The sequence below is a fragment of the Kitasatospora sp. NE20-6 genome, from assembly GCF_045862635.1.
In genome coordinates this window covers 1-19,836 of record NZ_BPRL01000018.1, presented here as the reverse complement: position 1 = coordinate 19,836, position 19,836 = coordinate 1, and the positions used below count along the sequence as shown (strand labels likewise).

The window sequence follows — 19,836 nt, the reverse complement described above, 5'->3', positions numbered from 1 at the left end:
CGCGCCTCCCCCGGACCCGATCGGCCCCGTTCTAGGAGGCGGGGTCGGCGAAACGGCGGACGAAGGTGAGGGCGGTGCCGGCGACTTCGTGCCAGCCGTGGTCGATGGTCAGGGAGTGGCCGCGGCCGGGAATCTCGGTGATCTCGGTGATGGCGTGCTCGTTGCGGGCCTGCTTCTTGTAGGAGGCGTTGGCGATGGCCCAGGGGACCGTGTGGTCCTTCTCCCCGGAGATGATCAGCAGCGGTCCGCGGTCGGCGGAGGTGGTGTCGACCCTGGCCTCGGTCCACGGGTTGACGTTCGCCGCGGCCGCCTGGAAGAGGGGCTCTCCCGGAGCGGGGACGGCGAAGGTCTCGTACAGCTCGCGGGCCTCCTCCTCGCTGACGGCGTTGGCGAAGGAGTAGCGGAACTGCTGGTAGGTCAGGGGGACGGCCCGGTGGTAGTTGGCCGGGTTGCCGAGGACAGCGCTCGCGGCCCGCAGCGAGGACAGCGGCAGCGGCAGCACGCCGCGGAAGGGCGCCGGGTCGATGGCCACGGATGCCCGGGCCAGGCCGCGCCCGGCGGTGATCTGGGTGATCAGCCCGCCGAAGGAGTGGCCGATCACCACGGGCTTGCGGTCGAGTCTGCCGATGAGGTCGCAGAAGTGGTCGGCGACCTGGCCGACGCTCTTGCCGGCGAAGACCTCGGGGTGGGCGTTGGCCTCCTCGACGGTCTGCGGGTCGTCGGGCCAGCCGGGGGTGACGGGTGCGAAGCCGGCCTCCTCGAAGACCGCGGCCCAGCGGTCCCAGCTGGTGGGCAGCAGCCACAGGCCGTGGATGAAGACGACGGGGATCCGGCCGGTGGCGTTGGCCGCCTCGACCCGGGCGAGGTCACGTGCGTAGGACACGGTGGATGCGGGAGATGGCGATGGCACGGGTGGCTCCTCGGACGAAGCGGGCATCAGACGGTGACGGTACGGGAGGCGGAGCGGATGAGTGCGACAACGGCATCGGGTCTGCTGTGCATCGGCAGGTGGGAGGAGGGCACCTCGACCGTCCGGGACCGGGCCCGGGCGGCCTGGAACCGCTGGAGTTCGGGGACGATGCCCCGGTCCCGGGTGGAGATCAGGGTCCACGACGGCACCGTGTGCCACGCCGCGCCGCTCACCCGGTCGGTGAACGCGGAGGCGCTGAGCGGGCGCTGGCCCGAGGCCAGTACCCGGGTGGTGGGACGCGGAACATCCTGGGCGAAGACCTCGTGGTACCGGTCGGGGCGGATGTGGAGGTCGACGGCGGTGGTGCCGTCGGGGCCGGGTACGGGGACGGGGGCGAGTGCGGCATCGAGCCGGGAGCCGGGGAACCGCGCGGCGAGTTCGCCGAGGACCTCTCCGGTGTCGGGGATGAACGCGGAGACGTAGACGAGGGCTTTGACGCCGGGCGCGGCGACGGCGGCCTGGGTGATGACCGCCCCGCCGTAGGAGTGGCCGACCAGGACGACGGGTCCGGTGACGGCGGCGAGCCGGGCGGCGACCTGAGCGGCGTCGTGGGTGAGGCCGCGTAGCGGGTTGGCCACGGCGATCACCGGGTGGCCGTTCCGCTGGAGCCGTTCGGTGACGGGGTTCCAGCTGGAGGCGTCGGCGAACGCGCCGTGGACCAGGACCACGGTCGGCGTCCCCGCCTGTTCCGCATCGGCGCCGGATCCGGCGTGGGCCTCGGCCGCAGGGGCCGCGGCGGCCGAGGCGACGGTCAGTGCTGCTGCGGCGCCGACGGCCCTCTTCAGGGTGTGGCGTCGGCTCGGTGCACGGCCGGTCATGGTCGGGGTCCTTCCGGGTACGGGGGCAGGGCGCAGGTGCCCGGTGCCGGTGCGGTCACGGGGACCTCGGCGGAGCCTGGGGCGCGGGTACGGGCGGGTGGTGCAGCAGGGCGCGCACGGCGAGGCCGCCGGCCGCGCCGGCCGCCAGTGCCGCCGCGGCGGACCAGCCGGGCCAGGGGGGCAGGCCCAGGGCGTGGTCGAGGGAGAGGCGGCCGGGGCCCGTGAGGGCGAGCGTGGTGGCGATGCCGATGAGGACGAGGGGGTACTCGTAGCCGTCGTGCTGCACCCACAGGCCGTTGGGCCACTTGACGGTGAGTGCGACGGTCATCACGCCGACGGCCCCGGCGGCGCCGAGCGGGGTGAGGGCTCCGGCGGCCAGCAGCAGGCCGGAGCCGACCTGGCCGGCCCCCGCGGCGAGGGCGGTGAGCGCCCCGCCGCGGAAGCCGTCGTGCCGGAACTCCTCGGTGCCGCCCGCCAGTCCGCTGCCGCCCAGCAGGAAGCTGACCTTCTGCACTCCGTGCGCGGTGATCAGCAGGCCCGCCAGGAGCCGCAGGAGGAGCAGTCCGGTGTCGGTGTCCATGGTCGAGGGCTCCGGTCAGCCGGCGGCGTGCGGGTCGATCATGGAGTGGGCGTAGACGATGCCCAGGCCGTAGGCACCGCCGTGCTCCTTGACCACGTCGGTCGTGGCGGCGTACGTCTCGGTGCGCGCCCAGTCGCGCTGGAGCTCCAGGAGCACCTGCAGCCAGGTGACGGGGACGGCGCCGGCGGCGGTCATCCGCTGGAGGGCGTGTTCGTGGGCGGCCGGGGTGACGCCGGCAGAGGCGTCGGCGACGACGTACACCTCGTAGCCCTGGCTGAGTGCGGAAAGGGCGGGCAGTACCAGGCAGACCTCGGTCCACAGGCCGCTGAGCACGATCTTGTGGCGGCCGGTCGCCTTGACGGCTTCCACCAGGGCCTCGTCCTCCCAGGCGTTCATGGAGGTCCGGTCGACTATGCCGTGCTCGGGGAAGACCTCGCGCAGCTGCGGCAGGATCGGCCCGGAGAAGGAGGCGGCGGCCACGGTGGACAGGACGACGGGGACGTCGAAGGCCCGGGCCGCCTTGGCCAGGCCCACGGTGGCGTTGATGACGGCGACACGGTCGGTGCTGGCGGCGCCGAAGAACATCTGCGGCTGGTGGTCGACGAACAGCATCATCGCGTTGTCGGGGGTGAGCAGGTCACGGCTGGGCGCGGCGGTGACTGCGTCGAGGTTGACGTCGAAGTCGGACACGAAGGGTTCCTTCCGAAGGTGAACGGTGCGTGAGATGGAACGGAAAGGGGGCGGCCGCCGCGAGGGGCGGGTCAGAGGCCGAAGCAGGGGTCGAGGACGACGGGCGGCTCCTCGGGGGCGGCGAGGCCGCGCGCGACCCTCCACTGCCGGTGCTGCTCGCCGGCGGCGACCGCCTGCACCAGCAGGTCGGCCTGACGGGCGCCGGCCGCCGACGGCGGCGGGGTGGCCTGGTAGCCGCCGAAGTGGGCGGCCGGGCTCCAGGCCGGGCTGATCGGCGGGACGGCTTCGTCGAGGCCCTCGTACTCGCCGGCGGCGTAGACGATCCGGCCGCCGACGACGGTCAGCACGGCCTCGATGTGCGGGATGTCGTCCGCGTGCACGGCGAAGAAGTCGTGGCTGAGGACGGCGAAGTCGGCGTACCAGCCTTCCTTGAGGACGCCCTTGACCTCGTCCTCGCCGGTGATCCGGGCGCCGCCGCGGGTGTACAGCTCCAGGGCGCGCTCGCGGGGGACCAGCCGGTCCGGCGGGTAGAGGCACAGGTCACCGACCGTCCGCCCGGTGACCAGCCAGTGCAGGGCGACCCACGGGTTGTAGGAGGAGACCCGGGTGGCGTCGGTGCCGGCCGCCATCGGTATGCCGGAGGCGAGCATCTCCTTCAGAGGCGGGGTGCGGGCGGCGGCCTCGGAGCCGTACCGGTCGGCGAAGGCCTTGCCCTGGAAGGACATCCGGTTCTGAACGCTGATCGCGCCGCCGAGCGCGGCGATCCGCTCCAGGCTGCCCGGGGTGACGGTCTCGGCGTGGTCGAAGAGCCAGCGGCCGCCGCCGGGGAACAGACCCTCGGCGGCGAGCTTCTCGAAGACGGCGAGGTCGCGCCGGATGGTCTGGTCGTAGGTGGCGTGCAGCCGGAATCCCCAGCCGTGCTCCAGCAGCAGCCGGACCGCCTGCTCGAACTCGCCCTCGTACCCGGCGGACAGTTCGGGGCGGGGCTCGGAGAAGTTCTCGAAGTCGGCCGCCGCCCAGGTCAGGTTCTCCCCGGCGCCGTTGAGCCGCAGCCACTCGTCGCCCTCGTCGGGCCGCACGGTCTCCACCCAGCGGGCGAGGTCGGCCAGCTCCTGCCCGGCGGTCTGCGGGAAGAGGTGGTAGCCGATCCGTACGCTGAGCTCGCCCGCGCGGGCCAGTTCGATGACGGTCGCGTAGTTGTCCGGGAAGCTCTGGAAGCCGCCGGCGGCGTCCACGGCGGAGGTGAGGCCGAAGCGATTCAGTTCGCGCAGGAAGTTCCGGGTGGAGACCTTGCGGTGCTCCGCGTCCAGGGTCGGGGCGGCGGCGAGGGTGGAGTAGAGGATCAGCGCGCCCGGCGCCGCCAGCAGCACCCCGTTGGGCTCTCCGTCGCGGCCCCGGACGATCTGGCCGCCGCGGGGGTCGGGGGTGTCGCGGGTGAAGCCGGCCGCGCGGACGGCGGCCCGGTTGAGGATCGCCGACTGGTAGAGGTGCAGCACGAACACCGGGGTGTCGGGGGCCGCGGCGGTGAGCTCGGCCGGGGTCGGCATCCGCCGCTCGGCGAACTGCTCGGCGCTCCAGCCGCCGACCACCCGGATCCACTGGCCCTTGGGGGTGCGGCCGGCCTGCTCGCGGAGCATGGCCAGGGCCTGGCGCAGCGAGGGGACGCCGTCCCAGCGCAGTTCCAGCACGTAGTTGAGGCCGCCCCGGATGACGTGCAGGTGCGAGTCGTTGAGGCCGGGGACGACCCGGCGCCCGAGGGCGTCGACGATCCGGGTGCGGGGGCCGATGCGGGTGGCCACGTCGGCGTCGTCGCCGAGGGCGGTGATCCGGCCCGCGCGGACGGCGAGGGCGGTGGCGGCTGGGCGCAGCGGGTCGCCGGTGTGGATCCTGGCGTTGCGCAGGACGACATCGTCGCCGTCGCCGGTTCCGGGGGTGACGCCGCTGACCGGCATCGTGGGCATGGTGACTCGCTTTCGGGGGTGTCACGGCGGTGGGGTACGGGCGCGGGCGTAGGCGTTGGCGCGGGCGCGGGCGCGGGCCGCGCAGGGCTCGGGCGGCCGGCTCAGAGGGTTCGGCGCACGCCCGCGTGGCGTTCGAGGTTGCGCAGCTGGACCGTCAGGTCGCCGTGCACGGCCTGGTGCGCGGGCCCGCGCCGGCCGATCGGCAGCACCTCCTGGCCCCGCATGTCCTCCAGCATCAGGGCGAAGGCCGCATACATCGCCACCGCGGCCAGCAGCAGGCCGAGCGCGCCGGAGACGGTGGCGAGCAGGTGCACGCCGGAGAGGTTGGCGGCGGCGGCCACCGCGAAGCGCGGCACAGCGGTGCAGAGCACCAGCCAGAGCGCCCGCTTGGGCATCGCGACGCTCGCCATCATCAGGGCGAAGAGGGCGAAGCAGAGGTTCAGCACGCCCAACACCCGCGTGCCATGCGCCGGTTCGGCGGCCAGGACCAGCGAACTGGCCAGCCACATCCCGGAGAAGCAAGCCATCAGGGTGGCCGCCAGGACATCCCGGGCGCCGAACGCCAGGAATCCCACCAGGAGTTGGAGGAAGAAGGCAGGCAGGATCGCGAGGGCGACGGCGCGCTCGGCGCCGTCCTCGAACAGGCCGAGCTGGAGGCAGCCGACGATGGTCGAGGCGATTGCCACGGTGTAGAAGCCGAGCGGCATCGGCGAGGCGATGGGCCGAAGGGTGATGCGCGTCATGCCGCGCAGGTCGGGTTCGTGGTGCCGGCCGCCGGCCGGCCGGATCGGGGCGTCGGGCCCCTCGGGGGTGCTGGCGCTGGTGGCCATGGGTCTCCTCGGGCTGGGGACAGGCGCTGCCGGCGGACGAGATCCGGGATCCGCCCGCGGAGGCGGCCCGCTCCCCGTCCGCCGGACGCCCGGGGTCAGTGGGTGGCGAGGGCCTTGCGCAGGGTGGCGACGGCCAGCCCGATGGCCACCTCGGCACCATGGGTGCCGCGCAGCGCGTCGAGCAGGACGAAGTCATGGATGACGCCCTGGACGCGGACGGCGGTCACGGCGACGCCGGCCTGCCGCAACTTGGCGGCGTACGCCTCGCCCTCGTCGCGCAGCACGTCGGCCTCGGCGGTGATCACCAGGGCCGGGGGCAGGCTGGTGAGCTGCTCGGTGGTGGCCCGCAGCGGGGAGGCGGTGATCCGCGCACGCTCGCTCTCGTCGGTGGTGTACTGGTCCCAGAACCACTGCATGCCGTCGCGGCGCAGGAAGTAGCCCTCGGCGAACTGCCGGTAGGAGCCGGTGTCGAAGTTGGCGTCGGTCACCGGGTAGAAGAGCACCTGGTGGGCGAGCGTCAGGCCGCCGCGCTCCTTGGCGAGCAGGGTCAGCGCGGTGCTCAGGTTGCCGCCGACGGAGTCGCCGGCGACCGCGATCCTGGTGGCGTCCAGGCCGTGCGCGGCGCCGTCGGTGACGACCCAGCGGGCGACGGTCCAGACCTGTTCGAGGGCGACCGGGTAGCGGTGCTCCGGGGAGAGGTCGTACTCGGGGAAGACCACGGCGGCGCCGGTGCCGACGGCGAGTTCGCGCACCAGGCGGTCGTGGGTACGGGCGCTGCCGAAGACCCAGCCCGCGCCGTGCACGAAGACGACGACGGGCAGGTCGCCCTGCGCACCGGCGGGCCGCACGATCCGGGACCGCACCTCGCCGGTCGGACCGCCGGGGACGGTCACCCATTCCTCGTCGACGGCGGGCAGCTCGATCTCGCCGGACTGGGCCTCTTCGACGGCCTTGCGGCCCTCGGCCGGTGGCAGCTGGAACAGGAACGGCGGTGTCCCGGTCGCCTCGGCGAAGGCGGCGGCCTGCGGTTCCAGTACCGGTGCGACAGGGATGTGGTCGGTCATGGATCGGACCTCTCCGTGGATCGAGGGGTGTGTGCCGCGCTGGTGGGGCGGCGCACGTCCGAAGCTAGACGGCGGCCGAGGGGGCCGGTCGTCCGTGCGTGCAGGAGCGCTGCCCCTCGGTGCAGGGCTTCACCGGGAGAGCACCGGGAGAACAGTCACGTGCACGGGCGGGCACGTGGGCGCCCCGGGCCTCCCGGGAGGATGGGCACCGCCGCACCCGGAGACCGTGTTGGAGGATTGGTTCGTGCTGCTGCTGGACTTGGAGGACTTCGTGCCGCGCGAGAGGGTGGATGCGTTCCACCACGCGATGACGGACACCTCCGTGCCGAACGAGATAGTCCACGAGGAGCACGAGGCGGGGATGAGCGCCCGGATCGAAGGATGGCGGGTGGGCGGCCTGGACCTCTTCGACATGCGGTGCTCCGGGTTCGAGGTCCGGCGCACGGCCAGACACGTGCGCCGCCACCGGGACCGTCCGGTGGTCTCGGTCTCGCTCCAGACCAGGGGCGTCCACCGGGCCGAACAGGCGGGCAGGCGGTTCACCCTGGGACCGGAGGACATCTGCGTCTTCCACGAACTCGCGCCACGCACCTACGGCTGGTCCGGACACGGCGCCTCGCAGGCCGTCACCGTCGACATGGAGTATCTCGGGCTGCCGGTCGACACCGTGGTCCGGGCCTCCGTACGGCTTCGGGCCAGCCCCGTGCACGACCTGCTCCTGGGGCATCTGCGGGCGGTCTTCCGTGATCCGGGCCGCCTCGAAGCGGACCCCGGAGCCGGCGCCCTCGCCCACTCCACCACCGAACTCGTACGGGCCCTGCTGACCTCGGCGGCGCACGACGAGCGGGACCAACGGGTCAGAGCAGCCATGAACATGTCCCTGACGGCCCGGATCATGACATACGCGCGCCGCCACCTCACCGACCCCGACCTCGGACCGGAGCGCATCGCCCTGGAACACGCCATATCCAAGAGGCAGTTGTACGTGCTGCTGGGACGCGCGGGCATCCGTCTCGAACAGTGGCTCATCAGCGAGCGGCTGGAGGCGGCATGCCGGCTCCTGGCCTCACCCCGCCACGCCACACTGCCCGTTTCCGCCGTGGCGGCCCGTTGCGGCTTCACCAGCCCCAGCCATTTCACCCGGCGCTTCCGCGCCGCCTACGGGGTCACCCCGGGCGAGTGGCGGCGCCATCGGATCCGTCCCCCTGCCCACAGCGGTGCCGACAGGGCGACCTGTCCCGACGACCGGCACGGGTAGAGAGCGGCGGCCGCTCCTGCTGCCGGCCGGACCGTGCACGGGAACGCCGAGTCCCGCTGAAACGGGGGCGGTTGTCGGGTGGGAGGCTGCGGGAGGTTCAGCTTCCGGTCAGACAGAAGGGATGCCCGGCCGGGTCGGTGAAGACCCGCCACCTGTCGCCGCCCGGTTGGTACTCCGGCTTGGACGCGCCCAGCTCCAGCAGCAGGGCCTCGGCCTCGTCGAGGTCATCGACTGCGAAGTCGAGGTGGGACTGTTGCGGCACGGCCTGGTCCGGCCAGCTCGGGGCCCGGTGGTCGTCGACCCGTTGGAAGCCGATGAGCAGCCCGCCCTCACGGGTGAGGCCCGCGAAGTCGTCGTCGGACCCGGGGTGAAGTGCGAGACCGGTGGCCTGCCGGTAGAACGCGGCCAACGCCTGCGGATCAGGGCAGTCGAGTGTTATCGCCGTCAGTTTCATCTGCGGGGGCATGGCTGCTCCGTCACGGCCGTCACGCTCTCGAGGACAGGTCGCGTCACACCATACCGATCAGCTTCACCCCTCGTGACCCGGCCCTGACGTGGTCGACAGCTCCCACGCCCACGCAGGATCATGAAGTCGCACCGGAACACCAGGGGCAGGCCGGGCCCGGCGCTTCCCGGGTCCTGACCGGACCTGCAGCGGTGGACGTGCGCCCGGCCGGACCTGACCTGCGGCGGTGTCCGGGCGGAGGTCAGCGCGAGGCCCGCTGGGCGTCGACGATCAGGCGGGCCGCCTCGGCCGCGGCCCCGGTGCCCGCACCGCGGCGCGGCCGCCCGGACCAGCCGGGGAACTGCCCGGCGACGGCGCACCGCCACCGCAGCTTCAGCGGCGCCACGTTGGTCTCGCCGCGGTTCTGCTCCACCGCGCGGAGGACGGCGGCGGCCACGTGGCCGGGGGCGACGGTGCGCACGCCGCTGGGGACGGCCGCGCCGGTCGCGGCGAACATGCCCGCGTCGCGGACGAACCCCGGCTGGACGAGCGAGACGCCGACACCGGCGCCGTGCAGGTCCTGCCGGAGGCTGTGCGCGAAGCCGCGCAGGCCGAACTTCGTGGCCGTGTAGAGCGACGAGGCCGGGGTGGCGGCCTTGCCGGACATCGAACCGACGAAGACCAGGTGACCGCGGCCGGCGGCGACCATGCGGGGGGCGAGGAGCCGGGCGAGGAGCACCGGCGCGTACAGGTTGACCGTCAGGGCGCGGTGGATCTGCTCGGGCGTGTAGTCGAGGAGTTCGCCGCTGGCCGGGAGCGCCGCGTTGGCGACGAGCAGGTCGGTGTCCGGGCAGGCGTCGGCGAGGGCGGCCACCTGGGCCGGGTCGGCGAGGTCGGCGGGTACGGCGCGGGCGCCGAGGTCGGCGGCGAGGCGGTCGAGCGCCTCGGAGCGGCGGCCGGTCAGCACCAGCCGGGCGCCGGCCCGGGCGAGGCCGGTGGCGAGCGCGCGGCCGATGCCGCCCGTGGCGCCGGTGAGCAGGACGGTGGCTCCGGTGATGCGCATGGCGGCCTCCTGGGCGCGGCCCGGGGCGGGCCGCCGACGGGGGGATGGCGGGCGGTACGGGGGGTGCGGGGGGGGTGCGGGCGGGTGCAGGCGGACGGGGGTGCGGACGGGTGCCGGGAGGCGGCCTCGGGCCGGTGCGCGGGGGCGGGCCGGTACGTTCGGCGCCCCCGCCGCGGGGACGGCCTGCGGCGGGGGCGCGTACGGGGCCGGCCGGTCAGCCGCGGGCGGCGGCGGGCGCGAGCGTGGCCAGGATCAGTTCGTACGGGGGGCGGTCGACGAGGTAGAAGTGGTCCCCCCGGGTGGTGTGCGCGCGCACCGGGCCCGCGGTGAGTTCGCTCCAGGGCCGCCGGTCGGCGTCGGTGTCGGCATCGCCGGCGATCGTCGTGACGGGGCAGCGCAGGGGCGTCTCCGGGCGGGGCCGGTAGGTGTGGAACATCCGGCTGTCGGCGCGGACGTACGGCAGGACGAGCTCCTGGAAGGCCGGGTCACGGGCGAGTTCGGGGTCGGTGCCGCCGAGGGTGAGCAACCGCTCGACGACGGCGGCGTCGTCCTCGGCGTTCTCCCCGCCCTCCTCGGCGCCTTCCCCGCCCTCCTCGGCGCCTTCCCCGGCGGCCGGGTCGGGGTGGGGGGCGTCGCACGAGCCGGAGGCGAAGAGGTGTGCCGGGCGGATGCCGCGGGCCTCCAGCACCCGGGCGGTCTCCAGGGCGATCGGTGCCCCCATGCTGTGCCCGAAGAGGGCGAGCGGGCGGTCGGCGAGCGGCTCCAGCGCCTCCGCGATCACGGCGGCGAGGGCGCGCAGATCGGTGGCGGGGGGCTCGGCGAGGCGTTCGGCCCGGCCGGGGTAGCGCACGGCGTGCACCTCCGTGCCGGGCAGGTGCGCGCCCCAGTCGCGGTAGAAGGACGCCGAACCGCCGGCGTGCGGGAAGCAGATCAGGCGCTGCTGCGGGTCGTCGACGGGGGTGGCGCACTGCAGCCAGATCGTGGCGGGCCGGGTCACTTCGCGGCCTCCCGGCCGGCGCGCTGCCGTTCGGCGCGGAGCGCACGGGCCCGGCGGGCGGCGGCGTGCCGGTCGCCGCCCCGCGCAGCGTCCGCGTCGGCGCCGCCGGTGCGGATCAGCTCCGCCTGTGCGGTGACGGTGGTGTGGCGGAACAGCGCCACCACGGACGGCCGGGTGCCGGTGCGGGCCTCCAGGGCGTCCTGCAGCTGGAACATCGCGAGCGAATGGCCGCCCAGGTCGAAGAAGTTGACGTCGCGGGGCACGGTGTCGACGGCGAGCACGTCGCGCCAGGCGTCGCCGACGCGGGCCGTCAGGTCGCCGTCGGCCGTCTGCGGCCCGGGCTGCGCCGTGGCCCCGGCCGTGGCGGGCGGCCCGTCCGCGGGCGCCCCCGTCGGCACCGACACCGACACCGGCTCCGGCAGGGCGGTGAGGGCGGCCCGGTCGGCCTTGCCGTTGACCGTCCTCGGGAAGGCGTCGAGCACGGTGATCCGGGCCGGCACCATGACGGCGGGCAGCAGCTCGGCGAGCCGGGTGCGCAGCAGCGCCGCGGCCGGGCGGGACGGCGCGAGGACGTACCCGGCCAGTGCGGTGTGCTCCGCGTCGGGCACCACGACGGCCTCCCGGACACCGGGAAGCTCGCACAACCGGGCCTCGACGTGGCCGAGTTCGATGCGATGGCCGCGGATCTTCACCTGGTGGTCGCGGCGCCCGAGGAAGTCGAGCATGCCGTCGGCGTTCCAGCGGACGAGGTCGCCGGTGCGGTACATCCGGCCGCCCGGCGCGGGTGCGAACGGATCGTCGTGGAAGGCCCGCGCGGTGGCCTCGGGCAGGCCGAGGTAGCCCCGGGCGACACCGGCGCCGCCGATGTACAGCTCCCCCTCGCAGCCGGGCGGCACGGGGCGCTGCTGCTCGTCGAGGACGTAGAGCCGGGCCCCGGGCACCGGCCGGCCGACGGAGACGGCGCCCGGCTCGTCGTAGCGGCGGCAACTCGCCCAGACGGTCGCCTCGGTGGGACCGTACTCGTTGACGAGTGCGACCGGCCCGCCGCGCAGGGCGAAGTGACGGTTCATCAGTTCCGGCGGCAGCGGTTCGCCGGCCACGACCACGGTGTCGAGGGAGCGCAGGCGCGTCGGGCCGAGCCGGTCGGCCGCGTCGAGGACGACCCGGTAGAGCGACGGCACGCACAGCAGCATGGTGACCGCGTGCCGCTCCACGATGCGGACGAGCGCCTCCGGGTCGCGCACCTCCTCGGACGTGGCGACGACGAGGGTGCCGCCGGCCGTCAGGGTGCCCCACAGGCCGGCCATCGACGAGTCGAAGGCGAGCGGCGAGACGAGCAGGAAGACCGGCGCCCCGGGGTAGACGAGGCGGCGGGCCAGGGTGGAGGCGGCCAGCTGGCCGTGTTCGACGAGCACGCCCTTGGGCCGGCCGGTGCTGCCGGAGGTGTGGATGACGTACGCCGGGTCGTCGGGGGCCGCGCCCGCCGGCGGGCCGGCCGGGGTGTCGGTGTGCTCCTCGGCGTCGGCCGGGACCACCGGGACGCCGGGGAGCGTGCCGGAGCCGACGTCCCCCGCGGTCACGACGGCCGCGACCCCGGCGCCGTCCAGGAGTTCCGCGGTGCGCAGCGGCGGGTTCGCCGGGTCGACGGGGACGAAGGCGGCGCCTGCGCGCAGTACGCCGAGCACCGCGGCGACCATCCCCGTGGAGGGTGCCGCCAGCACGCCGACGCGGCTGCCGCGCCCGATCCCTGCGGCGGTGAGCCGTGCGGCGATCCGTCCGGCCCAGCCGTCGAGGGTGCGGTAGTCGATGCTCCGGCCTGCCGCCACGACGGCCGTCCGGTGCGGGTCGGTGCGGGCGAACCCGGCGACGAGGTCGTGGACGAGGCCGGGCCGGCCGCCGGGCAGCGGGGTGCCGCAACCGGGGTCCGCGGGGCTGCCGTCGTGGCCTGCCGGGTCGAGGGGACGGCGGCCCGCCGGGGCCGTCGGTGTCGATATGGTCATCAGCACTCCTCTGTGTCGTCGATGGGCTGCGGGGCCGGGCCCGCCTGCGGACGCGCGGCACGGGGACGCGTCACGGACGCGGCACGGACACGGGGTGCGCGCCCGTGCGGCGCAGGTCGGACGGACGCCGGACGGACGCCCGGCGGATCACACCCGGCGGATCACACCCGGCGGAGTCCGGTGGCGACCGTCAGGACCTGCAGCACGAGCAGGCCGGCGAGGGTCGCGGCGAGTCCGAAGCCGTCGGCGAACCAGCCGATCAGCACCGGTCCGGCGAGGAATCCGCCGTAGGTCAGGGTGTTGACCTTGGCCAGGGCGGCGGTCGCGGCGGCGGAGTCCGGTGCGGCACCGTCCTCGGCGGCGCCGTGGCCGACGGCGCTGAAGATGAGCGGCACGATCACGGAGAGGCCGGCCCCGTGCAGGCCGAAGCCGATCACCGCGAGGACCGGGGTCGGGCTGACCACGACCACGGCGAGGCCGAGCACGGCGAGCGCACCGGCCCAGCGGACGAGGGTGGACGCGCCGAACCGCGCGTTGAGCCGGTCGCCGACCAGCCGTCCGCCGGCCTGGCAGAAGCTGAAGCAGATGTAGCCGACGGAGGCCATGGCCAGGGTGGCGCCGAGTTCCTCATGGAGGAAGATGCCGCCCCAGTCGCCCACGACGGCCTCCGAGACGAGGACGACGGTGCCGGTGAGGCCCAGCACGAGTACGCGGCCGGTCCATCCGTCACGCCATCCGGCGCGCGGCGCGGCGGGGTCGGCCTCCGGCGCGGCGCGGTCGGCGGAGGCGGGCAGCATGGACCGGCCCGCCGCCAGGGCGAGCACCACGAGGACGCCGCTCACCGCAAGGTAGTGCGCCGGGTAGGCGACGCCGGCCTTGACGACGAGGCCTCCGACGGTGGCGCCGGTCAGCGTGCCGATGCTCCAGGCCGCGTGACAGCTGTTCATGATGGGGCGGCCGAGGGCGCGTTCCACCGCGATGGCGTGGGCGTTCATCGACACGTCGACAAGGCCGTTGACCGCGCCGAACACCAGGAGGGCCGCCATGAAGAGGACGCGGTTGCCGGCGAGGGCGAGGCAGGCCAGCGAGGCGGGCAGCGCGACGATCATCACCCGGGCGAGGGCGCCGCTGCCGAAGCGGGCGACCAGGGAGCCGGCCCACTGGAGCGTCACCAGTCCGGTCACGACCGGGAGGAGCAGGTAGAGGCCCAGCAGGCCGTTGGACAGCCCGAACTCCGCCTTCAGCGAGGGCATCCGCAGGTAGTAGTTGGCGAAGAGCAGGCCCGCCACCAGGAACGGCGCGGGTGCCGCCCAGCGCACCCGCGGCGGCAGCGGCCCCTCCGGCCGGTCCGTGCGGATCAGGTCCTTCTCCGGTGTCGCCATCGGCCGGTCCACCCCTCCGTCAGCCGGTGCGCGGCGGCTCCGGTCGTCGAACGTGCCGCGCGGCCTGCGGCCCTCGGCGGGCCTGCGCCGGACGCCGCACCACGCATTGGCAATACTTTGCCACATGGTTGCCAATGGTGGCAATGGCCGGCCCCGGGCGATCGACGGCCGACCCGCGCTCTACGCACGGGCGGCCGCCACCGACGCCCCCGACGCAGCCGCGGTGCCGCCGGCGGCGCCACCAGCGGCATCACCAGCGGTGGTGGACGGCGGCGCGGATCCGCCGGTCGTACAGGGCCTCGACGGCCGTCAGCACCGCGGCATCCAGCGGCGGGAGCGCGGCGGCGGCGGCGTTGGCCCGCACCTGCGCGGCGCTGCGGGCACCGGGGATGACGGTGGTGACGCCCGGCTGCTGGAGGATCCAGCGCAGCGCGGTCTGGGCGGGCGTGGCACCGGCGGGTGCGAGCGCGGCGAACTCCGCGGCGGCGTCCACGCCGTCGGCGTAGTCCACGCCGGAGAACGTCTCGCCGACGTCGAACGAGGCGCCGCCGCGGTTGTAGGCGCGGTGGTCGTCGGGGGCGAACGCCGAGTCGTGCCGGTAGGCCCCCGACAGCAGTCCGGACGCGAGCGGCACCCGGGCGATGATGCCGACGCCCGCCTCCCGGGCGGCGGGGAGCACCCGTTCGAGCGGCTTGCGGCGGAAGGCGTTCAGGATGATCTGCACACTCGCGGTGCCCGGCCGGGCGATGGCGGCGAGCGCCTCGTCGCAGCTCTCCACGCTGACGCCGTAAGCCGCGACGCGCTTCTCGTCCACCAGGGCGTCGAGTGCGTCGTACACCGCGTCGGAGGAGACCACCGCCGAGGGCGGGCAGTGCAGTTGCACGAGGTCGAGCCGGTCGACCCCGAGGAGCCGCCTCGAACGGTCCGTCCAGGCGCGGAGGTTGTCGAGGGTGTACGCGGCCGGGTCCTGCCGGGCGGCCCGCCGCCCGGCCTTGGTGGCGACCGTCACCGACGGTCCGTCACCGCCCCGTTCGCGCAGGAACGCGCCGATCAGCCGCTCGCTGCGACCGTCGCCGTAGACGTCGGCGGTGTCGAGGAACGTCACGCCGGCGTCCGCCGCCGCGTGCAGCACGGCGAGGGCCTCGCGGTCGTCCACGGCGCCCCAGTCGGCGCCGAGCTGCCAGGTGCCGAGGCCGACGGCCGACACCTCCCTGCCGATCCGTTCGAAGGTCCTGCGCTCCACGGTGCCGCCCTCCTGTCGGTGTCGGAGGACCCGGCCGCGGCCGGATCCTCCCCTTGTCAACAACTTGCCATATTCTTGCCTCATCTGGCAATGTGGTGCGCCCACCGGCAGCCCCACGACAGGCAGCCCGACGACCGGTCGCGTGGCACCGGGCCGCCGGACGGGGCTCCGCACGGGACCGCCCGCCACCGCGCGGGACCGACCGCCACCGACCGAAAGGGCTCGTATGACCGCCAGGAAGAAGTTCGGGGATCCGGCACTCTTCGGCGAGGAGTGGGCCGACGACTACGACGAGAAGACCACCCTCGACCCGGCCCCTGCCGTCGACTTCCTCGCCGACCTCGCCGGCCGCGGCCGAGCGCTCGAACTCGCCGTCGGCACCGGCCGGGTGGCCCTGCCGCTGGCCGCACGCGGAGTCCGCGTCGAAGGCGTCGAGGGCTCCGACCGCATGGTGCGGCGCCTGCGGGAGAAGCCCGGCGGCACCGCGATCCCGGTGGTCGTCGGCGACATGGCCGACGTCCCGGCCGAAGGCCCCTTCGCCCTCGTCTACCTGGTGTTCAACACCCTCTTCAACCTCATCGACCCGGAGCGCCAGGCCGACTGCTTCCGCAACGTCGCGCGGGTCCTCGACGAGGACGGCGCGTTCGTCGTCGAGGCCTACGTGCCCGACCCGTCCTTCTTCGACCGCGGCCAGCGCGTCGAGACGCTCGCCGTCACCGAGGACTCCGCCACCATCGAGGTCTACCGGTTCGACCTCGCCGCGCAGCGCTTCCACAGCCAGAAGATCACCTTCGACGCCGACGGCGTCCACCTGCGCCCCCACGCCGAGCGCTACTGCTGGCCGTCCGAGCTCGACCTCATGGCCGCCCGGGCCGGGCTGCGCCTCGACCGGCGCTTCGCCGACTGGTCCGGACGGCCCTTCGGCCCCGACAGCACCGGCCACGTCTCCGTGTACCGGCCAGCCCGGTGAGCGCCGCCACCGTCGCCCTGGTCACCGGGGCCAACAAGGGCATCGGTCGGGAGACGGCCCGCCGGCTGGCGCTGCGCGGGGCCACCGTCCTGCTGGCCAGCCGCGACCCCGACCGCGGCGCCGAGGCGGCCCGCACGCTGGCCGGGGAGGGCGTCCGCGTCCGCCCGGTACGGCTCGACGTGACCGAGGCGGAGAGCGTCACGGCGGTCGCCGCGCGGATCACGCAGGAGTACGGACGGCTCGACGTGCTGGTCAACAACGCCGGCACGTTCCTCGGGGCGCGCGCCACCGACACCACCGGCGCCGTCATGCAGGACACCCTCGCCGTGAACGTCGTCGGCGTGGTCACCGTGATCCACGCCCTGCTGCCGCTGCTGCGGAGCGCCCCCGCACCGCGGATCGTCAACGTCTCCAGCACCACCGCCTCGATCGGGCTGACCGCCGACGGCTCGGACCTGCCCGGCGACGCCTCGCTGCGCCTCGCCTACGCGAGTTCGAAGGCCGCGCTCAACATGCTGACGGTGCAGTACGCCCGAGCCTTCGCCGAGGACCCGGAGCTGGCGCACCTGAAGATCAACGCGGCGTCTCCCGGCTACACCGCCACCGACATGAACGCCTTCCGCGGCACGCGCAGCGTCGAGGAGGGCGCCCGCGCCGTCGTCGAGCTCGCCACGCTGCCGGACGACGGCCCGACCGGCGGCTTCTTCGACGACCGCGGCCGGGTGGCCTGGTAGGTCGGCCCGGTCCGCAGCCCCCGCACCCACCTCACCCACCGCATCCGTCCCGTCAGGAGGCCCGCCATGACGGCACCCACGACCACCCCGGCAGCCACCGCACCCACCTTGTCCGCCGCAGCCGCCGCACCCACCTCACCCGCCGGGACGCCGCCCGCGTCCGACGCCCCGGCCTCGCCCAACGCCCTCGTCGACCCCGCCCTGCACGCCGACGGCGACCCGTTCGCCGTGTGGCGGTGGATGCGCGCGCACGCGCCGGTCCGCCGGCACGAGGCCGGCGAGCTCCCGGCCTTCTGGTCGCTCACCCGGCACGAGGACATCCGGGCCGTCTACCGCGACCCGGCGGTGTTCAGCTCCGCCCGGGGCGTCCTGCTGCGGCCCGCCGCACTCGGCGACGACCCGGGCGGCGGGACCACCCTCGCGCTGACCGACCCCCCGCGGCACAAGCAGCTGCGCGGCATCGTCGCCGACTGGTTCACCGCGCGCTCGGTCCGTTCGCTGGAGGAACCCATGCGGGCCGCGACCCGGGCGATCCTCGCCCGGGCGGTCGAGCAGGGCGAGTGCGACCTCGTCCACGACGTCGCCGGACGGCTGTCGATCTACGTCATCGGCCACATCATGGGGGTGCCCGAGGAGGACCACGAGTCCCTCTTCGCGTGGACGGACGAGGCCTTCGCCGCCGGTCTCTCCCTCGCCTCCTCCCCCCGGCTCATGGGCTACTTCATCGACCTGATGAACCGGCGGACGGCCGACCCGACCGACGACCTGACCAGCATGCTGGTGTGCGGGCTCATCGACGACGAACCGCTCACCGAGTACGAGATCGTGCTCAACTGCGAGAACCTCGTGGGTGCCACGGAGAACGGCCGGCTCGCCCTGGCCGGCGGGGTGCAGGCCCTCCTCGACCACCCCGACCAGCTCCGCCGGCTGCGCGGGGACCGCTCCCTGATGCCCTCCGCGATCGAGGAGGTGCTGCGGTGGACGTCCAGCGCCACCCACAGCATGCGCACCGCCACCCGTCCGGTCGACATCCACGGCCGGCACGTCGAGGCGGGCGACCGCGTGGTGCTGTGGGTGCCGTCCGGCAACCGCGACGAGGCCGTCTTCGACGACCCCGACCGCTTCGACATCACCCGCACCCCCAACCGGCACCTCGCGTTCGGCGGCGGCGAGCACTTCTGCATCGGCAGCACGCTGGCCCGCGCGCAGATGCGCATCCTCTACACCGAACTCCTCGACCTCGACGCCCGGATCGACCGCACCGGGCCCGCACACCCCGTGCACTCGATCGCCGTCCGCGGCCCCGAGACGCTCCCGGTGCGCCTCACCCCCCGGTGACCGGGCGCCGCCTCCGCGAACCCCCGGACAGCCGCGCATCCCCAGGACCTCCGACACGCGCAGGAGACAACCACGCCATGGACGGATCCCGTACAGCCGCAGCACCTGTCACCCCCACCACGCCCGCCCCCACCACGCCCGCCCCGGCCGCACGGGCCCGCACCGACCGGGCCGAGGCCGCGCGGGCCCGCGACCGGCGGCACGTCTGGCACACCTGGTCGCCGCTGAGCGCCGACCGCTCGGCCCTGACCCTCACGCACGGCTCCGGCCACCGCGTGTGGGACATCGACGGCCGGGGCTACGTCGACGCGTCCGCCCTCAACTCCACCTGCGGGTACGGGCATCCCGAGGTGCTGCGAGCGATCGCCGGCCAGGCCGCGCGGCTGCACCACGCCGACCTCTCGGTGGCCGGCCACGAGCCCGCCGGGCTGCTCGCCGAACGCCTCTCCGCCCACCTGCCCCCCGGCCTGTCGAAGACCCTCTTCGTCAACAGCGGCTCCGAGGGGTTCGACGCCGCCGTGATGATCGCCACCTCGTACTGGACGCACGTGGGCCGGCCGCGCTCGCGGGTCGTCACCTTCGCCCGCGGCTACCAGGGCGCCACCCTGCTCAGCCGCAGCATGTCCGCCCTCCCCCGCAGCCGTCACCTGCTCAGCCCGCCGCTGCCGGTCACCCTCGTCGACCTGCCCGCCGAGCCGCGCCTGCTGCGCCGCGAGGAGTCGCTCCCCGCGCTGCTGGAGGCCTTCCGGCAGGCCGTCGGCGACGACCCGGACGACCTGCCCGCGGCCGTGGTGGTGGAGCCGTTCCTCAACGTCGGCGGCGCCGTGGTGCTGCCGCCCGGCTTCCTGCGGGGGCTGCGGGAGCTCTGCGACGCCACCGGCACCCTGCTGGTCGTCGACGAGGTGTTCACCGCCTACGGGCGCTCCGGGCGGATGTTCGCCTGCCTGCGGGAGGACGTCGCCCCCGACATCGTGGTCTCCAGCAAGGGCCTCACCGGCGGGTACGTGCCGCTCGCGGCGGTCACCGTGCAGCAGCACGTCCACGACACCTTCGACCGCGATCCGGTCGTCGGGGGCCTCCGCTACGGCCACACCACCTCCGGGCACGCCGTGGCGTGCGCCGCCGCCCTCGCCACCCTCGACGTCATCGAGAAGGAGGACCTGTGCGCGCGGGCCGAGCACCTCGGCACCGGGCTCCTCGGCCGGCTCGCGCCCCTGACGCGGACGGAGGGGGTCGTCGACGTACGCGGGCTCGGGCTCATCGTGGCGGTGGAGACCGTCTCGGAGGAGACCGCCGCCCGCGCCGTGGCCCGCGCCCGGGAGCAGGGCCTCCTGCTGCGCCAGATCGGACCGTCCGTGGTGGCGGTGCCCCCGCTGGTGATCGACGACGAGGGTGCGGCCGCCGTCGCGGACGGGCTCACCGCCGCGGTGGCGTACGCCACCGCCTGACGCAGGACGGCAGCACCGCGGCCCCCGGGTGTCCGCGGCCCGGTG

General features: G+C 74.8%; 18 protein-coding genes. 5 read left to right on the top strand and 13 right to left on the bottom strand.

All coding sequences use genetic code 11. The features are described from left to right. Positions 1-31: 31 nt before the first annotated feature. The 7 genes from SNE206_RS15650 to SNE206_RS15620 form a co-directional block, all read right to left on the bottom strand. Positions 32-937 (bottom strand): alpha/beta hydrolase, encoded by a 906-nt coding sequence (locus SNE206_RS15650; RefSeq protein WP_407913961.1) that lies wholly within the window; start codon positions 935-937, stop codon positions 32-34. Next, positions 937-1,788, bottom strand: coding sequence for an alpha/beta fold hydrolase (locus SNE206_RS15645; protein ID WP_407913960.1), 852 nt, complete (start codon positions 1,786-1,788; stop codon positions 937-939). The genes SNE206_RS15650 and SNE206_RS15645 overlap by 1 nt, the downstream gene beginning before the upstream one ends. A 55-nt stretch (positions 1,789-1,843) precedes the next feature. Next, a complete protein-coding gene (locus SNE206_RS15640; RefSeq protein WP_407913959.1) occupies positions 1,844-2,368 on the bottom strand; it encodes a DoxX family protein in 525 nt (174 codons plus the stop codon). Between the two features lie 15 nt (positions 2,369-2,383). Continuing rightward, a complete protein-coding gene (locus SNE206_RS15635; RefSeq protein WP_407913958.1) occupies positions 2,384-3,058 on the bottom strand; it encodes a hydrolase in 675 nt (224 codons plus the stop codon). A 71-nt stretch (positions 3,059-3,129) separates the two neighbouring features. After that, a complete protein-coding gene (locus SNE206_RS15630; RefSeq protein ID WP_407913957.1) occupies positions 3,130-5,019 on the bottom strand; it encodes an amidohydrolase in 1,890 nt (629 codons plus the stop codon). A gap of 101 nt (positions 5,020-5,120) precedes the next feature. Continuing rightward, positions 5,121-5,849, bottom strand: coding sequence for a GPR1/FUN34/YaaH family transporter (locus SNE206_RS15625; RefSeq protein ID WP_407913956.1), 729 nt, complete (start codon positions 5,847-5,849; stop codon positions 5,121-5,123). 95 nt (positions 5,850-5,944) lie between these two features. Beyond that, positions 5,945-6,913, bottom strand: a complete 969-nt coding sequence (locus tag SNE206_RS15620; protein WP_407913955.1) for an alpha/beta hydrolase — start codon at positions 6,911-6,913, stop codon at positions 5,945-5,947. A 244-nt stretch (positions 6,914-7,157) separates the two neighbouring features. Here SNE206_RS15620 and SNE206_RS15615 point away from each other — a divergent pair, with 244 nt between their 5' ends. Further along, positions 7,158-8,171 carry a helix-turn-helix domain-containing protein gene (locus SNE206_RS15615; protein WP_407913954.1) on the top strand — a complete coding sequence of 338 codons (1,014 nt, stop codon included), beginning with the start codon at positions 7,158-7,160 and terminating at the stop codon, positions 8,169-8,171. A 97-nt stretch (positions 8,172-8,268) separates the two neighbouring features. On the opposite strand, the gene SNE206_RS15610 is transcribed toward SNE206_RS15615, so the two are convergent. The 6 genes from SNE206_RS15610 to SNE206_RS15585 all read right to left on the bottom strand — a co-directional run bounded on the left by SNE206_RS15610 (position 8,269) and on the right by SNE206_RS15585 (position 15,301). Further along, positions 8,269-8,637, bottom strand: a complete 369-nt coding sequence (locus SNE206_RS15610; RefSeq protein ID WP_407913953.1) for a VOC family protein — start codon at positions 8,635-8,637, stop codon at positions 8,269-8,271. A gap of 241 nt (positions 8,638-8,878) precedes the next feature. Continuing rightward, a complete protein-coding gene (locus tag SNE206_RS15605) occupies positions 8,879-9,679 on the bottom strand; it encodes an SDR family NAD(P)-dependent oxidoreductase (protein WP_407913952.1) in 801 nt (266 codons plus the stop codon). A 214-nt stretch (positions 9,680-9,893) separates the two neighbouring features. Next, a complete protein-coding gene (locus SNE206_RS15600; protein WP_407913951.1) occupies positions 9,894-10,676 on the bottom strand; it encodes a thioesterase II family protein in 783 nt (260 codons plus the stop codon). Beyond that, positions 10,673-12,676, bottom strand: coding sequence for a non-ribosomal peptide synthetase (locus SNE206_RS15595; protein WP_407913950.1), 2,004 nt, complete (start codon positions 12,674-12,676; stop codon positions 10,673-10,675). The genes SNE206_RS15600 and SNE206_RS15595 overlap by 4 nt, the downstream gene beginning before the upstream one ends. A gap of 161 nt (positions 12,677-12,837) precedes the next feature. Next, a complete protein-coding gene (locus tag SNE206_RS15590) occupies positions 12,838-14,058 on the bottom strand; it encodes an MFS transporter (RefSeq protein WP_407913949.1) in 1,221 nt (406 codons plus the stop codon). Positions 14,059-14,308: 250 nt separating this feature from the next. Further along, the gene (locus SNE206_RS15585; protein ID WP_407913948.1) at positions 14,309-15,301 is read right to left on the bottom strand and encodes an aldo/keto reductase; all 993 of its coding nucleotides are present in this window, start codon (positions 15,299-15,301) and stop codon (positions 14,309-14,311) included. Positions 15,302-15,527: 226 nt separating this feature from the next. On the opposite strand from SNE206_RS15585, the gene SNE206_RS15580 reads away from it, so the two are divergent. The 4 genes from SNE206_RS15580 (at position 15,528) to SNE206_RS15565 (ending at position 19,791) form a co-directional block, all read left to right on the top strand. After that, positions 15,528-16,271: a class I SAM-dependent methyltransferase gene (locus SNE206_RS15580; protein WP_407913947.1), complete on the top strand. Its 744-nt coding sequence runs from the start codon at positions 15,528-15,530 to the stop codon at positions 16,269-16,271. Then, a complete protein-coding gene (locus tag SNE206_RS15575) occupies positions 16,268-17,005 on the top strand; it encodes an SDR family oxidoreductase (RefSeq protein WP_407913946.1) in 738 nt (245 codons plus the stop codon). Before SNE206_RS15580 ends, SNE206_RS15575 begins: the two co-directional genes overlap by 4 nt. A 66-nt stretch (positions 17,006-17,071) precedes the next feature. Continuing rightward, a complete protein-coding gene (locus tag SNE206_RS15570) occupies positions 17,072-18,343 on the top strand; it encodes a cytochrome P450 (RefSeq protein ID WP_407913945.1) in 1,272 nt (423 codons plus the stop codon). A 77-nt stretch (positions 18,344-18,420) separates the two neighbouring features. After that, complete coding sequence (locus SNE206_RS15565) at positions 18,421-19,791, top strand: aspartate aminotransferase family protein (RefSeq protein WP_407913944.1); 1,371 nt, start codon at positions 18,421-18,423, stop codon at positions 19,789-19,791. Positions 19,792-19,836: the final 45 nt, after the last annotated feature.

What these genes read in the sequence shown, in the direction of transcription:
- SNE206_RS15650 (WP_407913961.1), bottom strand. Translation starts at nt 937, where the DNA reads ATGCCCGCTTCGTCCGAGGAGCCACCCGTGCCATCGCCATCTCCCGCA.
- SNE206_RS15570 (WP_407913945.1), top strand. Translation starts at nt 17,072, where the DNA reads ATGACGGCACCCACGACCACCCCGGCAGCCACCGCACCCACCTTGTCC.
- SNE206_RS15565 (WP_407913944.1), top strand. Translation starts at nt 18,421, where the DNA reads ATGGACGGATCCCGTACAGCCGCAGCACCTGTCACCCCCACCACGCCC.
- SNE206_RS15605 (WP_407913952.1), bottom strand. Translation starts at nt 9,679, where the DNA reads ATGCGCATCACCGGAGCCACCGTCCTGCTCACCGGCGCCACGGGCGGC.
- SNE206_RS15580 (WP_407913947.1), top strand. Translation starts at nt 15,528, where the DNA reads ATGACCGCCAGGAAGAAGTTCGGGGATCCGGCACTCTTCGGCGAGGAG.
- SNE206_RS15640 (WP_407913959.1), bottom strand. Translation starts at nt 2,368, where the DNA reads ATGGACACCGACACCGGACTGCTCCTCCTGCGGCTCCTGGCGGGCCTG.
- SNE206_RS15645 (WP_407913960.1), bottom strand. Translation starts at nt 1,788, where the DNA reads ATGACCGGCCGTGCACCGAGCCGACGCCACACCCTGAAGAGGGCCGTC.
- SNE206_RS15610 (WP_407913953.1), bottom strand. Translation starts at nt 8,637, where the DNA reads ATGCCCCCGCAGATGAAACTGACGGCGATAACACTCGACTGCCCTGAT.
- SNE206_RS15620 (WP_407913955.1), bottom strand. Translation starts at nt 6,913, where the DNA reads ATGACCGACCACATCCCTGTCGCACCGGTACTGGAACCGCAGGCCGCC.
- SNE206_RS15625 (WP_407913956.1), bottom strand. Translation starts at nt 5,849, where the DNA reads ATGGCCACCAGCGCCAGCACCCCCGAGGGGCCCGACGCCCCGATCCGG.
- SNE206_RS15630 (WP_407913957.1), bottom strand. Translation starts at nt 5,019, where the DNA reads ATGCCCACGATGCCGGTCAGCGGCGTCACCCCCGGAACCGGCGACGGC.
- SNE206_RS15590 (WP_407913949.1), bottom strand. Translation starts at nt 14,058, where the DNA reads ATGGCGACACCGGAGAAGGACCTGATCCGCACGGACCGGCCGGAGGGG.
- SNE206_RS15595 (WP_407913950.1), bottom strand. Translation starts at nt 12,676, where the DNA reads ATGACCATATCGACACCGACGGCCCCGGCGGGCCGCCGTCCCCTCGAC.